This is a genomic window from Gluconobacter sp. P5B12 (assembly GCF_018812035.1).
Classification (GTDB): Bacteria; Pseudomonadota; Alphaproteobacteria; order Acetobacterales; family Acetobacteraceae; genus Gluconobacter.
In genome coordinates, this window is the sequence record NZ_JACRVV010000016.1 from 1 (window position 1) to 14,768 (window position 14,768).

Here is a 14,768-nt window from a genome sequence, read left to right on the forward strand (position 1 = left end):
AACTTCGCCGCATGTACGATACTGGCGACTATTCCATCAGTGACCTGGCTGATCTGTTTTCCATCTCGCGACCAACCGTTTATCGGACACTCAGGCGTCAGCCTGTTACGTTCGTAATGGCAGCATGACCTGCGGAAAACGTAACCGTCCAGCGCAGCGCACGCTTGCTCCCATACGAGCCAGGCATGCTGCTGCTCTTACATGCCAATTAGCGCTGCAACTCAGTGCCATTTATCGCTGATATCTACAATACACCGTGGCTTCGGGTTGTACCAATATGACTATAGTTTTTTTGGTTCATAGGGGCATAGAAACGCGTGCATGGCCGTAGACCATAAACGAAATCGTGCATCACATTTTTACATTAGGCAAAAGTAGAAAAACGTCGTAATCGCACGGCTGAAGCGCTATCGTAGGGACAATGGTTCCCTGCTAGAGGACACTTATGACTAAGAAATCTGCCGCGCTGGCCACGAAAAAAATCGACCCCAAGAATGATATATCAGCTTCAGGCGAGCAACCCGTTCGATCAAGCTGGATTACGGCAGACAGCAAGATTGCAGGAGTGATGCAAGGTGACTCTGCAACTATGCTGAAGCAGTTACCCGACGAAATTTTCAACGTCGCCGTTACATCTCCGCCATACTACTGGGTACGTGATTACGGTTATGACGGCCAAGTTGGTCACGAAGCGAGCGTAGATGCTTATGTCGAAGCCTTAATGAAGGTTTTCGATGAAGTGAAACGCACCTTAAATCCTGAAGGCGTTTTCTTTCTCAATATTGGGGACACTTATTATTCTGGTAACGGCCAGCCCCACGGTAGCGATCCACGCAGTTCATCACGTAATTTCGCACGACGAAAACTGCGGCCTGTTGACCAGTCTGGTTGGGATATCCCCAAAAAATCGATGATTGGGATACCCTGGAAGATAGCCTTTGCGATGCAGGCTCGGGGGTGGACGTTACGTAGCGATATCATTTGGAACCGAGGCAACGCCTTTGTTGAGCCAACTGCTCGCGACCGGCCCTACCGCCAATATGAACATATCTTCATGTTTTCTAAAAGTCGATTTTACTCTTTTGATCGGAGTAAGTTGATGGAAGAGGACGTCTGGAATATTCCGATCGAACGCAGCATGCGAACACGAAAATGCGGTCACAATGCCGCCTTTCCATCTGAGTTGGTGCGTAGGTGCATAGAAGTAGGAAGCCCCGTTAGCGGCCATGTCCTAGATCCATTTGTCGGATCCGGCACCACCATTTTCACTGCTTTAGCACACGACAGAAATGTCGTCGGCGTAGACATGAGCGAAGACTATGTAGACTATATCAAAACAACACTCGAAGGCGATGGCCATAAGCCCACCACTTGGGATAATGTACAGAAATGCCTTCGCCGCCCATCCGGGCTTTGGGAAACGTGGGCAGGAAATAGAAATAATTTTCGCAAACCCGGAAGAAAACGGACTGAATGATCAGTGAAATATTTTGATATTCCAACCATAAAATCAGCAATAGAAAATCTTCAGAACTATCCAGGAACGAAGATTATTACTGCTTTTATTTTTGCTGCTAATGACGTTAATACTAATGCAGTAACGGATATATCAAAAAAGAGAGGGACTGATCGACTAGTTGATCAGTATTTTTCCGGGTCTCTGATGGGCCTAGATCCCTTGACTAGAGGAAACCTTCTCCGACCTCGCTTTAACGACGTAACGTGGAAAAACGGACGCTTTTCCAATGACTACGTTATTCGCCAGGATACTAAATTCTGGGGAAATCTCTCTTCAAGCCGAGGTTATCGTGAGTGGCGCGACCGTGGCCTTCTCGAAGGAGACAAGTCGATCTTCCAGCTCAAACCTAGCTTTAAGGCAGCGTTTGAGCTGGACATCGCAGAAACCTTCCGTTTTGAAGATTTTATGGTTTGGCTCTACGCCTTTACCGGGTTTCCTGATGAAATCGATGGTTGGGCAGCCCTGTACGATCACTTGGTGACCACTGACCTCGGTCTTCCTAAGTTCCAGCCCGATTACCTTGGACGTCTTACGCTCACGGTTCCAAGCTTGCCTTGGCCTGCGACCATTCCCACCAGACCCACTAACGACGAATTTCTGACCCAGCTCGCTCCTAAGCTCAAAGCCCTGATCGACACGGCCGAGCCTGAAAGAAATGACGACGACGAAGAGCTGCCGCCCCTTCCTGACGATGATGCGGATTATGTGGCTATGACCACAGCAATTCGCCTGAAGGAAAGCTATGCGTTTCTACTCGCCGGTCCTCCAGGCACCGGCAAATCTCGCAAAGCTCGGCAACTTGCTATTAAGCTCGCTGGCGACCCTAAACGTGAGCTGTTTCTCCAATTTCATCCAGCCATGGGTTACGATGACTTTATTCAGGGCTTTAGACCTGTCGCTGTTAAAAACGATCATGGCGATGAGGTAGGTGTCACCTACAAGCTTGCTTCGCGCCTATTCATGAGGCAAGCCGAAGAAGCACAAAAGAACCTTGAGAAATATTACGTCGTTGTGATTGACGAGCTAAATCGTGGAGATGTTGCACGAATTTTTGGTGAAGTTCTGACATACTTAGAGCCATCTTATCGTTCTAAAATGTTCCGGCTCTCCTATTCAGAAAAAGACGTTAGTCTTCCAAAAAATCTAATCATAATCGCTACGGCTAATCCTTATGATCGCTCCGTTACCGATCTTGATGATGCCTTGCTGAGACGGTTCTGGGTTTTTGAAATGAAACCTGATGTAAACACTCTACGATCTCATCTTGTGGATGCCGGAGTAGATCCTAAACTATTACACTTGACCGTTCAGATTTTCACGATTATCAATAGTGTGATGCCGAATGGATTCGGCCATACTAACTTCCTGCGCGTTCGCACACTCGACGACCTCAAAGCAGTTTGGTTAGGTCGAGTAAAAATGAGTCTAGACCGCACTTTCACCCATGATCGCGATACCTACCAATCAACCGAAGCAGAGATCGAGAGCCTCCTAGCTGTAGCGGAACAGGAAGACTTAGCAAGTTCTATAGACAATCAGCATACACCCCCTGCGGAAACATGAAATGGCTGAGTTTCCACGTATAGTTTCAATGGAGGAACGCGATAACCATGTTTTCCCGCGTGAAGATTTGTTTGATAGCACTGGCCATTCACTAATCTTGCCGGAGACAAGGGCTCTTTCAGCGGTCGAACTCAAAGATGTTCATAATGGTGTGAATCTCCGTGCGCTTGGGCTGATCGGATATCTTCCGCTAACCAACGAAATTGTTCTCAATCTTCGACCAAAATTTCCGCTCAACAACCTATGGCGCATGCTTTCTATCGCCGATGAGAGCTACGACCGAGTGTTGCCAGTTTTGCGTTCATATGAACGCGATGACGCATCGCCCCCTCATCAACTCCTAGCTCGAGGATTTTGCCATTATTTGCGAGCCATCATCGACCTAGGTCTAGCTCGAGGCTACTACCGAGAACCCTACACTGGGTTTTACAAACCCAAAGTTGAGTTTGGCCGTACCATGTCGCGACATTTGTCGCGTGGGGATGACCTCACCATCTCCGGCGATATCTTTGCATATTCTGCTAACCTCTCAGTCAACTCAGTACTGAAATCCGCCTGCCTCGCATTTCTCCGCATTATCCCACGTGATCCGAAATGGCTTTCGGAGAGAAGGCTATTACTAGAAGCGCTTAATGCACTTCATCGTGTATCACCTGCTCAAATGCACGCTGGAGACGAAGCGTTGGCGGATACAACACCACGTTGGGTTCGAGAGAATTATCGAGGTGCCTTATCGGTATATGCCATGCTGCTCGGATATACGCAGATCGGCTTCGGCTACGACGCTCAAGGCAGCAAATTGCCCTCATTCCTTTTTTCACTTGATAGTATTTTTGAAAGCTACGTCCGCAACGTTTTCCGAACTGCGTTTAGAGAACGGAAGATTGCAGTTCTGGATGGAAATACTCCTAGACACCATGGTCGATTATTCCTCGACAATAATCGCTTTCCTACCAAGCCTGATCTAATTTTCCGCAAAAAACGGTCTATACTTGGCATCGCTGAAGTTAAATACAAACAAAATATCGAAGAAAAAGATAGATATCAGGTATTGAGTCACGTTCTTGCAGCGCAATGCAAAATAGGAGTTTGGATTTCACCATCAATTATTAAAGAGTTCAGTGGAATTTCATATATAGGTTCAGTATCTACGGGAGCTAAATTCTATCACTACTTATTGGATATAAGTGGTGACTTAGATAGAGCTAGTGCAGACATGGTTGAAAAAATTAGTACCTTATTACCTACAGAGTCCTAAAAAACCTACACCAGCCTGACGGGCAGCGTTCGTAGATTACCTGCTCCAAGACATCGAGCACGAAGCTTACATGCACTGTCCTGCTGCTGCGCTAGGGCACAGAGCTTTTTCTGATCTCAATAGAGCTCGTCACGGTTGGGCTTGCTGTTATGAACAACGGTTGTTCCACTTCCAGGAAACCGCCCTGCCCGCTTTTCTTCCCAGGTCAGACGCCGCGTCTTCTCTGGCTGTTCATTCTTCTTCTCTTCAGCCTGCTCAACGACCGGATCAGGCTGGATGGTGGTTCTGGAGACCTCTTTCAAAACAGGCACGGCTTTCACCTGAAGAGCCCGCCGGACCCGCTCCCGAAAGGCTGGCAGCGGAATATCGAACGCCTCCCCATAACGATCGAAAAGCCAGAGACGGATTGATTCATACGACCAGCGTTCTGCCATGAATGTCTGGATCTGTTCAGCTTCCCGGATCAGAAGCACCCGACAGGCATCCCGCCCCCGAGGAATGGGTAACCCTGTCTTACGATCTTCATTCACAACGGCCATTCTTTCTTCCTCAGGCCTCTCCTGTTTTGAAATGACGGGATCTGTCCCGAAAGGTTCTTGTCCCATCAGCAACCGCTGTACGACCCGAGCCGCAGGAACAGCCTCATCAGACCGAAAGCGCACATAGCCCGGCCGTGCCGGTGGCTTCCAGGAGTTTGCCTTCCGTCTGATCCGCCCCCAGTCTTTTTTGGCAAAGCCGTGCAGTTCAAAGACCTGCTGCCTCACCCCCTTGAACCCTGGCAACCGCACCAAACGCGCCATAACAGCCTTGATGGCATCATCACTGCGTGTGGTCCGGATCGCAGCCTGGATCTCACCCTGCCATTCCTGCACACGCTCCCGGGTCATCCGCCAGGACCAGGTGGGCTTTGCTTTCAGGCTCGGCAACTGAGCCAGTTCGAACTCCGTTCCCCAGGACAAGCGACCGTATTTGTCTGAAACCTGTCGGCGTCCATGTTCCCGCTGAAAGGCTGCGTTCTCTCCATCCGTAAAGAGCAGCCACCACAGGAAGCGGGTCGTTCCCTGTTCAGGGTAGGCGAAGAAACGCACACCAGCTGCACCCTTCTGCCGCTGACGGCACCGCTGCCAGCGGGACAGTCCTATGTCATAGCGCTCGGCAAATTTCTCTTCGAGCGCCAGAAGTTTCTCTGCTGAGACAACCCCGGAGACATGCCAGATATATCCACGGGCCACAGCACTCTGCATGGCCTGCATGACGGATGTCTTGTGCACCGGGATCTGCATCTCTCACCTTCACTCAATCCCGGAAACCGCAGTTTTCAGCGGCATCTTGGAAACTCATGGAAACGCTCGAATATGTACGATAAGGCATGATAACTCACGTTATCGCAACATCATATAAATTAAAAAACTTCGATAAAAAAATGAGCTTCGCAACTTTATAATAAGAAGTTCCTCACGCGCAAATGAGGAAGAATGTGCCGCCCACACATCTGACTTGACCCTGGGCCAGAGAAATTTTCATACTGGAAAACGGATGGAGAGACGCCTCGCGAACAAGACACTCTCTGTTCAGGCCTACAGCTTACTCAGCGGGTGACTTCAGAGCGGACCTAACCGCTTACCCCAAGGCTCAGGACATTCCCCCAATGTCCTGAGCCACTCATCTGGCTTTCAGCAGACGCTGCCCAACAACCTGTCAGAACAGCATGAGAGAGGAAAAGCTCTCCGTCAGGGGCGTTCGTGCCAGGGAACCGCGCGCTTTTCTCCGAGATCGTACGGATCAATTTCAATCCCGGCTTTCAGCAGGGCGCGCATCAGCACCTCTTTCTGGGTTGTATCCCGAAGAGCGGCTGTCCGGCTTAATGCCCGCATGGTTGTCTCAGTGACTTTCACATTGAGATTGACGGCTTTCTGGCGCGGCTGCGGCATGGATTTCTTCCTGGCAAGAGAGAGAAAATGCAAAGGCATGAATGATTACATACTATAGTTGATAAACTTATAGTGTGTAAGCCGTCACGCTCCCATCATGGACATGAAACGGCTTGTCGGAAAGAATTTTGCTCGCCTGCGGCAGGAGAAGGGATTAACCCAAGAGCAGGTGGAAGAACGCTCCGGGTTCAGCCAGCAGTATCTGAGCGGTCTGGAGCGCGGTCACCGCAACCCGACAGTCGTGACGCTATACGAACTAGCACAGGCGCTTGAGACGACGCCCGTTGAGTTCCTGAAGCCTACTAGTATGGCTTGAGTGCACCGACTGGCGCATGGGGTAAATGATTTCTGGGCGTACCTACATCGCCCGCTCTCCTTTTGTTCTGGCCGGAATACGCATTACCGCATCTGTGCAACGTCGGTTTCCAGCAGCATCCGGACATAGCGTGTGTAAGGAATGCCCTTTGCCTTCGCTTTGGCTTTCACAGCATCTAGCAGAGCCGCTGGCAGGCGCATGTTGAGGGCAGCTGCTTTGGGTTCGATCTCAAAGCGCATGGGTTTGAAACCGGACAGGTCATAGCGAGCTAGATCGGCCGTCGCGATGAAATCCTCGGCTGCTTTGTCACTGTGCAGCGAGGGCATGGACCTATTTTTGCTGCTCATAGTGGTCGATCTCCTTTTGATGCATGTAACGGGCACTGATGGGACGTAACCGGGTCTGGCTGCTGATTGCCCTGAACATGAAGACCAAAAAAACGTAACGTCCAGCCTCAGTCCTGCCGATAGCCCGCATCCGGGGTTCACCGGGATAAGGATCAGCCATGACGGCAGGTTCTCCCATCAGAACCTGCTCGATTTCCGCACGGGAGACACCATGCTTGCCACATTTCGGCCAGTTGCCGTCATCCCAGTCGAAACCCGCAATCTTCATGTAGAGAAGATAGGCATTTGTCTACACAAATGCAATACAATTAGAACCCAACGGTCCTCGTTCCGTTCCCACAGTGTCCCCTTTGAATTTCGCGCTGGAGTACATCTATGATGGCGGCAGTCCTTCTGGTAGGGGCGCACAAGGCGCAATTTCCGTTACAGGATACCAACCACCAACCACCACGCATGATAACGCCTGTAAGGTCATCCTGTGGCGTCTGGAGGGCATGCTGCGACACGTGAGCCGCTGAGTGATCGCCAAAACTCTGATGCGTTTTGAGCAAATTGCGGTCTTGCCCAGTTCTTCTGGTGTTGCAGGCGTCGGGCGAGCGCGGAGAGAGAGCTCCGTAGGGCGTCGAAGGCGCCGACGCGGGAGAGGAAGGTGCTGATGGAGAGACGATGCGGAATGCATCGTCAGATTACGATTTCGTGCCGTAGGCGTGTCCGTTTAGCGTAGCCCTGAAAGGGCGCGCAGTGGGAGATCGCGCATGGCGCGATCGGGGCGGCCGTAGGCCGCGAGCCGGCGGGGGCGAAGCCCCCAAGAGGCGGTGCTTGGGTTCAATTTGGCTGCAAATTTTAGGGAATAAAAAGTTATCCACAGATAAGATGGGCAAAGAAGGTGTTAAATAGGTGTTAGATTCTGTGTTAAGCGATTTTAGTATCCATTTAACACATTGATATAAAATGGTAATTTCTCAGTTTTTTCCCGGTTTGGTATTTAAAACCCCGAATCTCGGTATTTAAAACCCCGAATCTCGGTATTTAAAACCCCGAATCTCGGTATTTGGTATTTAAAACCCCGAATCACTTGACGCAAGTATGTAAAACCCCGAACTTGAGATATGGTATCTGAAACCCCGAATCTGCCTGTTGTCCATGAGGCCCTCCTGCCGGAGCGTCATCCGCAGCATGACTTATTCATCTGCGACGTGGCAGATGCCGTGCTTAAGGACGTGATGCCGCAAATGGAGCATCCGTTCTATTCCTTATCGAAAAAACCCGAGACTTCCGTTCGTCGCTATGAACATAACGGGCAATGGCTGGAAATCACGCCAAGCGTGAAGGGCCTTGCTACAATCTACGATAAAGATATTCTGATCTACTGTATTTCGCAGATTATGGCGAAACTAAAGGCCGGGGAAAAAGTATCGCAACGGGTACGGATCAGCAGCCGTGACTTACTCATTTTCACCAATCGCGGTACGGCAGGTAAGGACTACAAAGCCCTTATCGAAGCCCTCGACCGCCTTGAAGGCACACGTATCCGCACTAACATTATCACAGGCGACGAAGAACAGGTAGACGGTTTTGGCCTGATCGACGCTTCATCCATCCGCCGCAAACTTGGCTTCGACGGTCGCCTGTTGCATTGCGAGATCAAGCTGTCGGATTGGGTCTTTAATGCAATTAAGAGTAATGATGTTCTGACACTGCATCGTGATTATTTCCGGCTACGCAAACCGCTGGAACGACGCGTTTACGAACTAGCCCGCAAACATTGCGGTCAACAAGTGGCATGGAAAGCCTCTCTTGAGATCCTACTGAAAAAATCAGGCTCTCAAAGCCCAGAAAAATTGTTCCGACAGATGATAAAAAACCTCGCTGCAAGCGATCATCTACCGGATTACCGTGTCGAATTCGATCCTCAGAAAGACATGGTAACATTCATCAATCGCGGCACAATGAAAGCTGCCGAGCCAGCAACCGAGGCTTGGATGGGTGCGCTTGATCCTGATATTTACGGGGACGCTCGAAACATCGCGCCAGGGTGGGATGTGCATCATCTCGAAAGAGAATGGCGCATGTGGCTGGGTGATAACGAGATCGCTCCGAAGAACCCTGAGCGGCATTTCATCAAATTCTGCGAGACGTGGTTTGCTAAGCGTGGTCAACCCTGATTGTACAAATACGCAGGCATAATCTATCTACATAGATAGTCAGCGCTCTCCAAAAGGATGACGACCGTGCTTACGCATCAAGTCATCAATGGCCTCCCCGATCAAACCCTGAATAGTTGTATCGGTATCAAGCGCAAGTTGGTGTAGCCCCTTGCTAACTGCTGGAGAAAAATACCCCACCACAGCCCGCTTACCTTCTCTCGGATTACGTGCGCGGCCTTTCTCTACCACCGTTTGCGCAGCCGGTTCCACAACCGATGGCGCGACTGTCTTTTTGAGACCAGCAAACCGACTCATGCCGTATATCCTTAACTTAGAAAAGTGCTAACGCGTTTTGTGTCATCTTGTTTGTGTGATGGCATGTTAACTTGATCACACACCCAATTCCACAACAGTGCTATATCAGCAGCAGCCTTGCTTTCAGGCTCCGTTTCCTGCGCGGTAAGACCGGAACCAACGCTATGATGAAAAACTGCACGCTCTGGCAAAACAACAGGAGCAACAGGGATACCAAACTGCGCCACGACCTCAGCCGCCTCCTTATAAACTTGGGGCGCACGAGGAGGGCCCGCAGTAAAGATTACGAAGGCAGGCTTACCACTGGCTCGCACAAGTTCTGCCGTTGTTCTGACAGCGTCCATATCGAAAGCACGTGGTCTGCATGGAATTAACAAGAAATCAGCGACACGACACGCCTCACGCGCCATAATATCGGCATGTGGAGGGGTATCTATTATCGATAGTTCTGCACCCAGTTCGGACGCTTGCTCCAGCTTTTTTGATAACAGGGCATGAGCCGCACAATCCACCACATCAGGCTCGACATCCCCCCGCCACGCTTTCCATGAACTTGCAGTCGCCTGCGGATCGGTATCGAGGATCAGAGAAACGTATCCAGCGGCACTGGCACTAGTAGCCAAGTGTAGGGCAAGCGTCGTCTTCCCAGCGCCTCCCTTCTGACTAATGATCGCGATTGTTTTCATGCCACCATGTTTCCGTGTTAACACATTAACCCATTACCATGTTATTTTGATAACTCAATGTCTTCCTCAAAAAACCGACTATTTAATCGAACCAAACATTTTGTATGCCTCAGACCGGTGCTGATAGCACCTATAAAATGTCATCATGTTTTTGTGTTAACATAAAAACATGATGACACGCTATCTTTCTCTCTTCACAATGGCAGCAACAGTGTTCTTGCTGATCCCCAGATCACGGGCGATCCACCGATAACTCCGCTTTTCCGCCACCAGCGCCAGAACCTTCGGAGCCAGACGGTCAGACTTTGGCCGCACTCCTTTCTGTCGGCCGAAAGCCTTCCCGCGTGCCCTGGCAGCAGCCAGACCAGACTTCACCCGCTCGCTGATCAGATCCCGTTCGAACTCAGCGATCCCGGCCAGAACCGTCGCCAGGTCGAACATCATCCCCGTCATGGCGATCAAGGAAACACGATAACTCTCCAGTTCCTGAAGCGTGGAGATGAGATCAATGGTCGAGCGCCCCCAGCGGGACAGCTCCGTCACCAGAATGGCGTCAATTTCACGAGCCTGGGCCAGTGCCATGACCTTTCGACGCTCGGCCCGATCCACCCGGACGCCAGAGCCAGTCTCCATGAAAACGCCCAGTACTTCATAGCCCGCACGTTCAGCAAACCGCGTCAGTTCGTCCTTCTGGCGCAGACAGGACTGATCGGCCGTGGAAACCCGGCAATAGATGACCGCGCGCTGTCCCATTTGAATCCTCCCGAAAAAACCACCATGCAGCCCTTGATACACTGTAGATATCAGCGATAAATGGCACTGAGTTGCAGCGCTAATTGGCATGTAAGAGCAGCAGCATGCCTGGCTCGTATGGGAGCAAGCGTGCGCTGCGCTGGACGGTTACGTTTTCCGCAGGTCATGCTGCCATTACGAACGTAACAGGCTGACGCCTGAGTGTCCGATAAACGGTTGGTCGCGAGATGGAAAACAGATCAGCCAGGTCACTGATGGAATAGTCGCCAGTATCGTACATGCGGCGAAGTTCGCGAGATGGAAAACAGATCAGCCAGGTCACTGATGGAATAGTCGCCAGTATCGTACATGCGGCGAAGTTCCTTCTGCTGCCGATCGGACAGCTTGGGCTTTTTCCCGCGTAGCTTGCCCTTGGCGCGCGCGACCGCCATCCCTTCACGGGTTCGAAGTTTAATGAGGTCCGCTTCAAATTCGGCGAAGGTGGCAAGAATGTTGAAAAACAGCTTTCCCATCGGATCGGACGGATCGTGGACACTGGCACTGCAGGCGTATGGGCAGGGGATCCGGGAGGAAGGGCTGGCTTCCAGCCGGAGACTGGAGGGGGTTTTCCAGCAGGCGATTGGAGATGTCCGAAAAGAACGGCAGGCATTGGCGTCGTTCATTGTCGGGGGGCAGGATCGATGGGAGTCCGGAATGGCCATGATGCGGGATGCACGGCCAGTTCAATGGAACAGCTTTATGTGGGAGGATCGGCTGGTGCAGGACAATCAGCCGAAGATCAGGGACTGTCGGATCGCGGCGACGCAAGCTGGGCAGCCAAAGCCTTGTGTGATTACTATTAATCCAGATGAGCGATAAAAAGATAAGAACAGTCAGTATTCGTGCGGTTTTACGAGAAAGGAAAGATCAGTCGCTGATCAAAAAAGGCGTTTTTTTGCTACACCCCTTCTCCCAAATGGGTAACTTTCCATGTAACTCAACAGTTGTCTCGTTGATTACAAAATCGTGTTTTCTTTTTTGTCATGGCGGAAATGCGTGCTGAATCTCAGTAACAAAAGCCCGCAACTTTGGTGTCATGACAGGACCAGCATTGTACAGCAGATGCATAGGACGGGCAGGAATTGCCCATTGGGGCAGGATACGGGCAAGACGACCAGAAGCAATTTCTGGCATCAAGGCGTCTTCAAAACCTAATAGTATGCCCTGTCCTGACAAAGCGAGAGCCAATAGAAAGCTCCAGTCGTTGGACGTTACTGCCTGGGGAACAACAACGGACCGTACGCAGCTCTTTCGTACAAATTGCCACGCTGTCGGCACGGAACGGGTAGGATTTTCATAGACAAGACACTGATGTCGGACGAGTTCTTCAGGGCTATCCGGAGCTCTAAATTTTTCAAGATATGCGGGAGCCGCGCAGATCGTGAGGGAATACACTGTCAGGGGACGACTGACGACCATCAGATCAGGACCCGGCTCACCGATACGAATAACGGCTTCATAGCTGTCCATCGTCGGATGGACCAGATGATCCGTAAGGGATACCCGTAGTCTCACCTCGGGAAACTTATTCCGAAAATCATGCAGGAAAGACGGAAATACTATCCGTCCAAAGGTGACCGGGACGCTGACAGCGAGCGTTCCACGCGGTTCGCCGAGCGTTTCTGCAGCAAGACTGTCAGCACGTTCCACAGCCTTCAGGACGAGATGACATTGCTCGCAGTAAAGACGTCCAATTTCCGTAAGGCTCTGACGACGGGTCGTACGATGCAAAAGGCGCGACCCGATATGACGTTCCAGAGCCTCCACATGCTTTGCCACCATCTGAGGAGAAAGAGCAAGATGTTGAGCTGCAGCTGCAAAAGAGCTGGTTTCCACCACCTTGATAAAGACTTTCATGCTGGTCAGACGGTCTAGCATTCATCGTTCCTAGTTGTGACTGTCATGTTCTATCGAGGATTTATCTCCTGTTTGTGATGAATATGTTTGAGATAATCGGGCGACCACAACATCCATTTGTCGTCCTTTTCGAAAAGGACCTTCCTGATGCCCATTTTTATCGTGCGCATGGACCATCCTGATGGTGATGGCTGGGGGCAACATGTGCTGCCGCACGTTCTGTATCTCAAACAGCTCATACAGGATGGCAAACTTTTGGCTTCCGGCCCTCTCAAAGGAACGCCTCTCCGATCAGGATTTCTCATTATGAAAGGGGCCAATCTGCAGGAGATTCAAGACATGGTCGCAAAGGATCCCTTTTCCCCTGAAGGCCTGATCTGCAATCTTCGGATTGAAGAATGGGATCCGCTATTCGGCTGCCTATCCGATTTTTCGAGTGGCAAGCCACCTGCTGAACTACAATCCCTTTTTCCTCGCGATGACCCATCATGATCTATGAACTGATCCGCTTTCAAACCGATGTTCTTGGAGTTTCGGCCCTTTCCGATCACCTGAAGGCGCAATTTTCGGAGAACTCACCCTCAGTGATGGGAAGCCTGACAGGGGTCTGGCGGACGGAAATAGGGGAACTTGGAACCCTTCTTCTGCTACGTTCCTTTTCCTCTCAGGATGTCTTGCTTGAGGCGCGGCGTAAAGAATTGGAAACCAAGACGCCTTTTGGTATCGAGAGGAATGATGTTTCCATGGAAATGGAAGCGTTCGAAGCTTTCCCGTTTCTTAAGCCTGCTGAGGGAGGCAAACACGGTGGCCTTTATGAAATCCGGACATATAAATTGAAGGCAGGCGGACTGAATCAGACCCTGAAAGCATGGCAGGCTGCTCTGAAACCTGCACAAGCCTATACCTGTCATCTGATTACCAACATGTATGCCCTGGATGGTGCATTGCGCATCTGCCATATCTGGGCTTTCGAGAATTTTGAACAGCGTAATCTACTGCGCCAGCAGCATTACGCGGCCGGGCTCTGGCCTCCACGAGGAGCGCCTGAACAGATCATCCATGCGCAGTCCTGTCTTTGTTTTCCCGAAACTTTTTCCCCTCTGCGTTAAGGATAAAAACAAACTAAACTCGACTTGGCTCGGCGGCATATCCGAAACTAATTTGACACTGCGTGCTTACGCAGTTTGTGCTAATCCTTAATAAAATTATAGATATCAGCGATAAATGGTACTGAGTTGCAGCGCTAATTGGCATGTAAGAGCAGCAGCATGCCTGGCTCGTATGGGAGCAAGCGTGCGCTGCGCTGGACGGTTACGTTTTCCGCAGGTCATGCTGCCATTACGAACGTAACAGGCTGACGCCTGAGTGTCCGATAAACGGTCGTTAAACGGACTCATGTTGAGAAGTGGCGCAACTCACGGAAAACAGCCACCCACCGAGTCTCATATGAATGGTACCATATAAATTGCAGTCATGGGGCCTTATACGTTACAGTCCGATTCATGACGCACACACTGATTGGCTACGCCCGCTGCTCGACGGACAAGCAGGATCTCGCCGCCCAGCAGGACGCTCTGCTCAAACTCGGCGTCGCGGCTGATCGGATCTACACTGACAAGGGATTCACCGGGACGAACCGGGACCGGCCCGGTCTCGACCTGGCGCTGGCGGCGGTGCGTAACGGCGACACGCTGGTCGTACCAAAGCTCGACCGGCTCGCCCGGTCTGTGCCCGATGCACGTGCGATCGGAGACAGCCTGGCCGCTCGTGGCGTGAAGCTCCAACTCGGTGCCAGTGTCCACGATCCGTCCGATCCGATGGGAAAGCTGTTTTTCAACATTCTTGCCACCTTCGCCGAATTTGAAGCGGACCTCATTAAACTTCGAACCCGTGAAGGGATGGCGGTCGCGCGCGCCAAGGGCAAGCTACGCGGGAAAAAGCCCAAGCTGTCCGATCGGCAGCAGAAGGAACTTCGCCGCATGTACGATACTGGCGACTATTCCATCAGTGACCTGGCTGATCTGTTTTCCATCTCGC

The 14,768-nt window shown here is 51.1% G+C and carries 18 protein-coding genes and 1 pseudogene; 10 read left to right on the plus strand and 9 right to left on the minus strand.

Annotated elements, in window-relative coordinates; all coding sequences use genetic code 11:
• From KP702_RS15715 to KP702_RS15730, 4 genes are all read left to right on the plus strand, one after another.
• On the plus strand, positions 1–128 hold a 128-nt coding region (locus KP702_RS15715; protein WP_215769370.1), incomplete at its 5' end, for a helix-turn-helix domain-containing protein.
• Positions 129–445: 317 nt separating this feature from the next.
• Complete coding sequence (locus KP702_RS15720) at positions 446–1,477, plus strand: site-specific DNA-methyltransferase (protein ID WP_215769355.1); 1,032 nt, start codon at positions 446–448, stop codon at positions 1,475–1,477.
• Between the two features lie 3 nt (positions 1,478–1,480).
• Positions 1,481–3,082 carry an AAA family ATPase gene (locus KP702_RS16620; RefSeq protein ID WP_215769356.1) on the plus strand — a complete coding sequence of 534 codons (1,602 nt, stop codon included), beginning with the start codon at positions 1,481–1,483 and terminating at the stop codon, positions 3,080–3,082.
• A gap of 1 nt (position 3,083) precedes the next feature.
• On the plus strand, positions 3,084–4,340 hold the full coding sequence (locus KP702_RS15730; protein ID WP_215769357.1) for an McrC family protein: 1,257 nt from the start codon (positions 3,084–3,086) through the stop codon (positions 4,338–4,340).
• Positions 4,341–4,456: 116 nt separating this feature from the next.
• Here the strand turns inward: KP702_RS15730 and KP702_RS15735 are convergent, their stop codons facing one another.
• Positions 4,457–5,611 (minus strand): hypothetical protein, encoded by a 1,155-nt coding sequence (locus tag KP702_RS15735; protein ID WP_215769358.1) that lies wholly within the window; start codon positions 5,609–5,611, stop codon positions 4,457–4,459.
• A 459-nt stretch (positions 5,612–6,070) separates the two neighbouring features.
• Positions 6,071–6,271 (minus strand): hypothetical protein, encoded by a 201-nt coding sequence (locus tag KP702_RS15740; protein WP_215769359.1) that lies wholly within the window; start codon positions 6,269–6,271, stop codon positions 6,071–6,073.
• 97 nt (positions 6,272–6,368) lie between these two features.
• Between KP702_RS15740 and KP702_RS15745 the strand changes: the two genes are divergently transcribed.
• Positions 6,369–6,587 (plus strand): helix-turn-helix domain-containing protein, encoded by a 219-nt coding sequence (locus KP702_RS15745; RefSeq protein ID WP_215769360.1) that lies wholly within the window; start codon positions 6,369–6,371, stop codon positions 6,585–6,587.
• Positions 6,588–6,670: 83 nt separating this feature from the next.
• Here the strand turns inward: KP702_RS15745 and KP702_RS15750 are convergent, their stop codons facing one another.
• Entirely contained in the window at positions 6,671–6,934 is a 264-nt protein-coding gene (locus tag KP702_RS15750) for a CopG family antitoxin (RefSeq protein ID WP_252348787.1), read from the minus strand.
• Positions 6,918–7,202 carry a BrnT family toxin gene (locus tag KP702_RS15755; protein WP_215769361.1) on the minus strand — a complete coding sequence of 95 codons (285 nt, stop codon included), beginning with the start codon at positions 7,200–7,202 and terminating at the stop codon, positions 6,918–6,920. The genes KP702_RS15750 and KP702_RS15755 overlap by 17 nt, the downstream gene beginning before the upstream one ends.
• An 841-nt stretch (positions 7,203–8,043) precedes the next feature.
• Here KP702_RS15755 and KP702_RS15760 point away from each other — a divergent pair.
• Positions 8,044–9,099, plus strand: coding sequence for a replication initiator protein A (locus KP702_RS15760; RefSeq protein WP_215769362.1), 1,056 nt, complete (start codon positions 8,044–8,046; stop codon positions 9,097–9,099).
• A gap of 39 nt (positions 9,100–9,138) precedes the next feature.
• Here KP702_RS15760 and KP702_RS15765 read toward each other — a convergent pair whose 3' ends face one another.
• The 4 genes and pseudogenes from KP702_RS15765 to KP702_RS16490 all read right to left on the minus strand — a co-directional run.
• Positions 9,139–9,396, minus strand: coding sequence for a ribbon-helix-helix domain-containing protein (locus KP702_RS15765; protein ID WP_215769363.1), 258 nt, complete (start codon positions 9,394–9,396; stop codon positions 9,139–9,141).
• 11 nt (positions 9,397–9,407) lie between these two features.
• On the minus strand, positions 9,408–10,082 hold the full coding sequence (gene parA, locus KP702_RS15770) for a ParA family partition ATPase (protein WP_215769364.1): 675 nt from the start codon (positions 10,080–10,082) through the stop codon (positions 9,408–9,410).
• A gap of 180 nt (positions 10,083–10,262) precedes the next feature.
• Positions 10,263–10,835 (minus strand): recombinase family protein, encoded by a 573-nt coding sequence (locus tag KP702_RS15775; RefSeq protein ID WP_215769365.1) that lies wholly within the window; start codon positions 10,833–10,835, stop codon positions 10,263–10,265.
• A 163-nt stretch (positions 10,836–10,998) separates the two neighbouring features.
• A pseudogene (locus KP702_RS16490) lies at positions 10,999–11,371 on the minus strand (helix-turn-helix domain-containing protein); the annotation flags it as partial.
• Between KP702_RS16490 and KP702_RS15785 the strand changes: the two are divergent.
• The gene (locus tag KP702_RS15785) at positions 11,325–11,693 is read left to right on the plus strand and encodes a DUF6118 family protein (RefSeq protein ID WP_252348789.1); all 369 of its coding nucleotides are present in this window, start codon (positions 11,325–11,327) and stop codon (positions 11,691–11,693) included. The pseudogene KP702_RS16490 and the gene KP702_RS15785 sit on opposite strands and share 47 nt — an antisense overlap.
• A gap of 162 nt (positions 11,694–11,855) precedes the next feature.
• Here KP702_RS15785 and KP702_RS15790 read toward each other — a convergent pair whose 3' ends face one another.
• Positions 11,856–12,752, minus strand: coding sequence for a LysR family transcriptional regulator (locus KP702_RS15790; RefSeq protein ID WP_215769366.1), 897 nt, complete (start codon positions 12,750–12,752; stop codon positions 11,856–11,858).
• A 126-nt stretch (positions 12,753–12,878) separates the two neighbouring features.
• Between KP702_RS15790 and KP702_RS15795 the strand changes: the two genes are divergently transcribed.
• The 3 genes from KP702_RS15795 to KP702_RS15805 all read left to right on the plus strand — a co-directional run.
• On the plus strand, positions 12,879–13,223 hold the full coding sequence (locus tag KP702_RS15795; protein WP_215769367.1) for a YciI family protein: 345 nt from the start codon (positions 12,879–12,881) through the stop codon (positions 13,221–13,223).
• Positions 13,220–13,840, plus strand: coding sequence for an NIPSNAP family protein (locus tag KP702_RS15800; RefSeq protein WP_215769368.1), 621 nt, complete (start codon positions 13,220–13,222; stop codon positions 13,838–13,840). The genes KP702_RS15795 and KP702_RS15800 overlap by 4 nt, the downstream gene beginning before the upstream one ends.
• 393 nt (positions 13,841–14,233) lie before the next feature.
• Positions 14,234–14,768 (plus strand): recombinase family protein (locus tag KP702_RS15805; protein WP_215769369.1); only part of this gene is annotated, 535 nt, incomplete at its 3' end.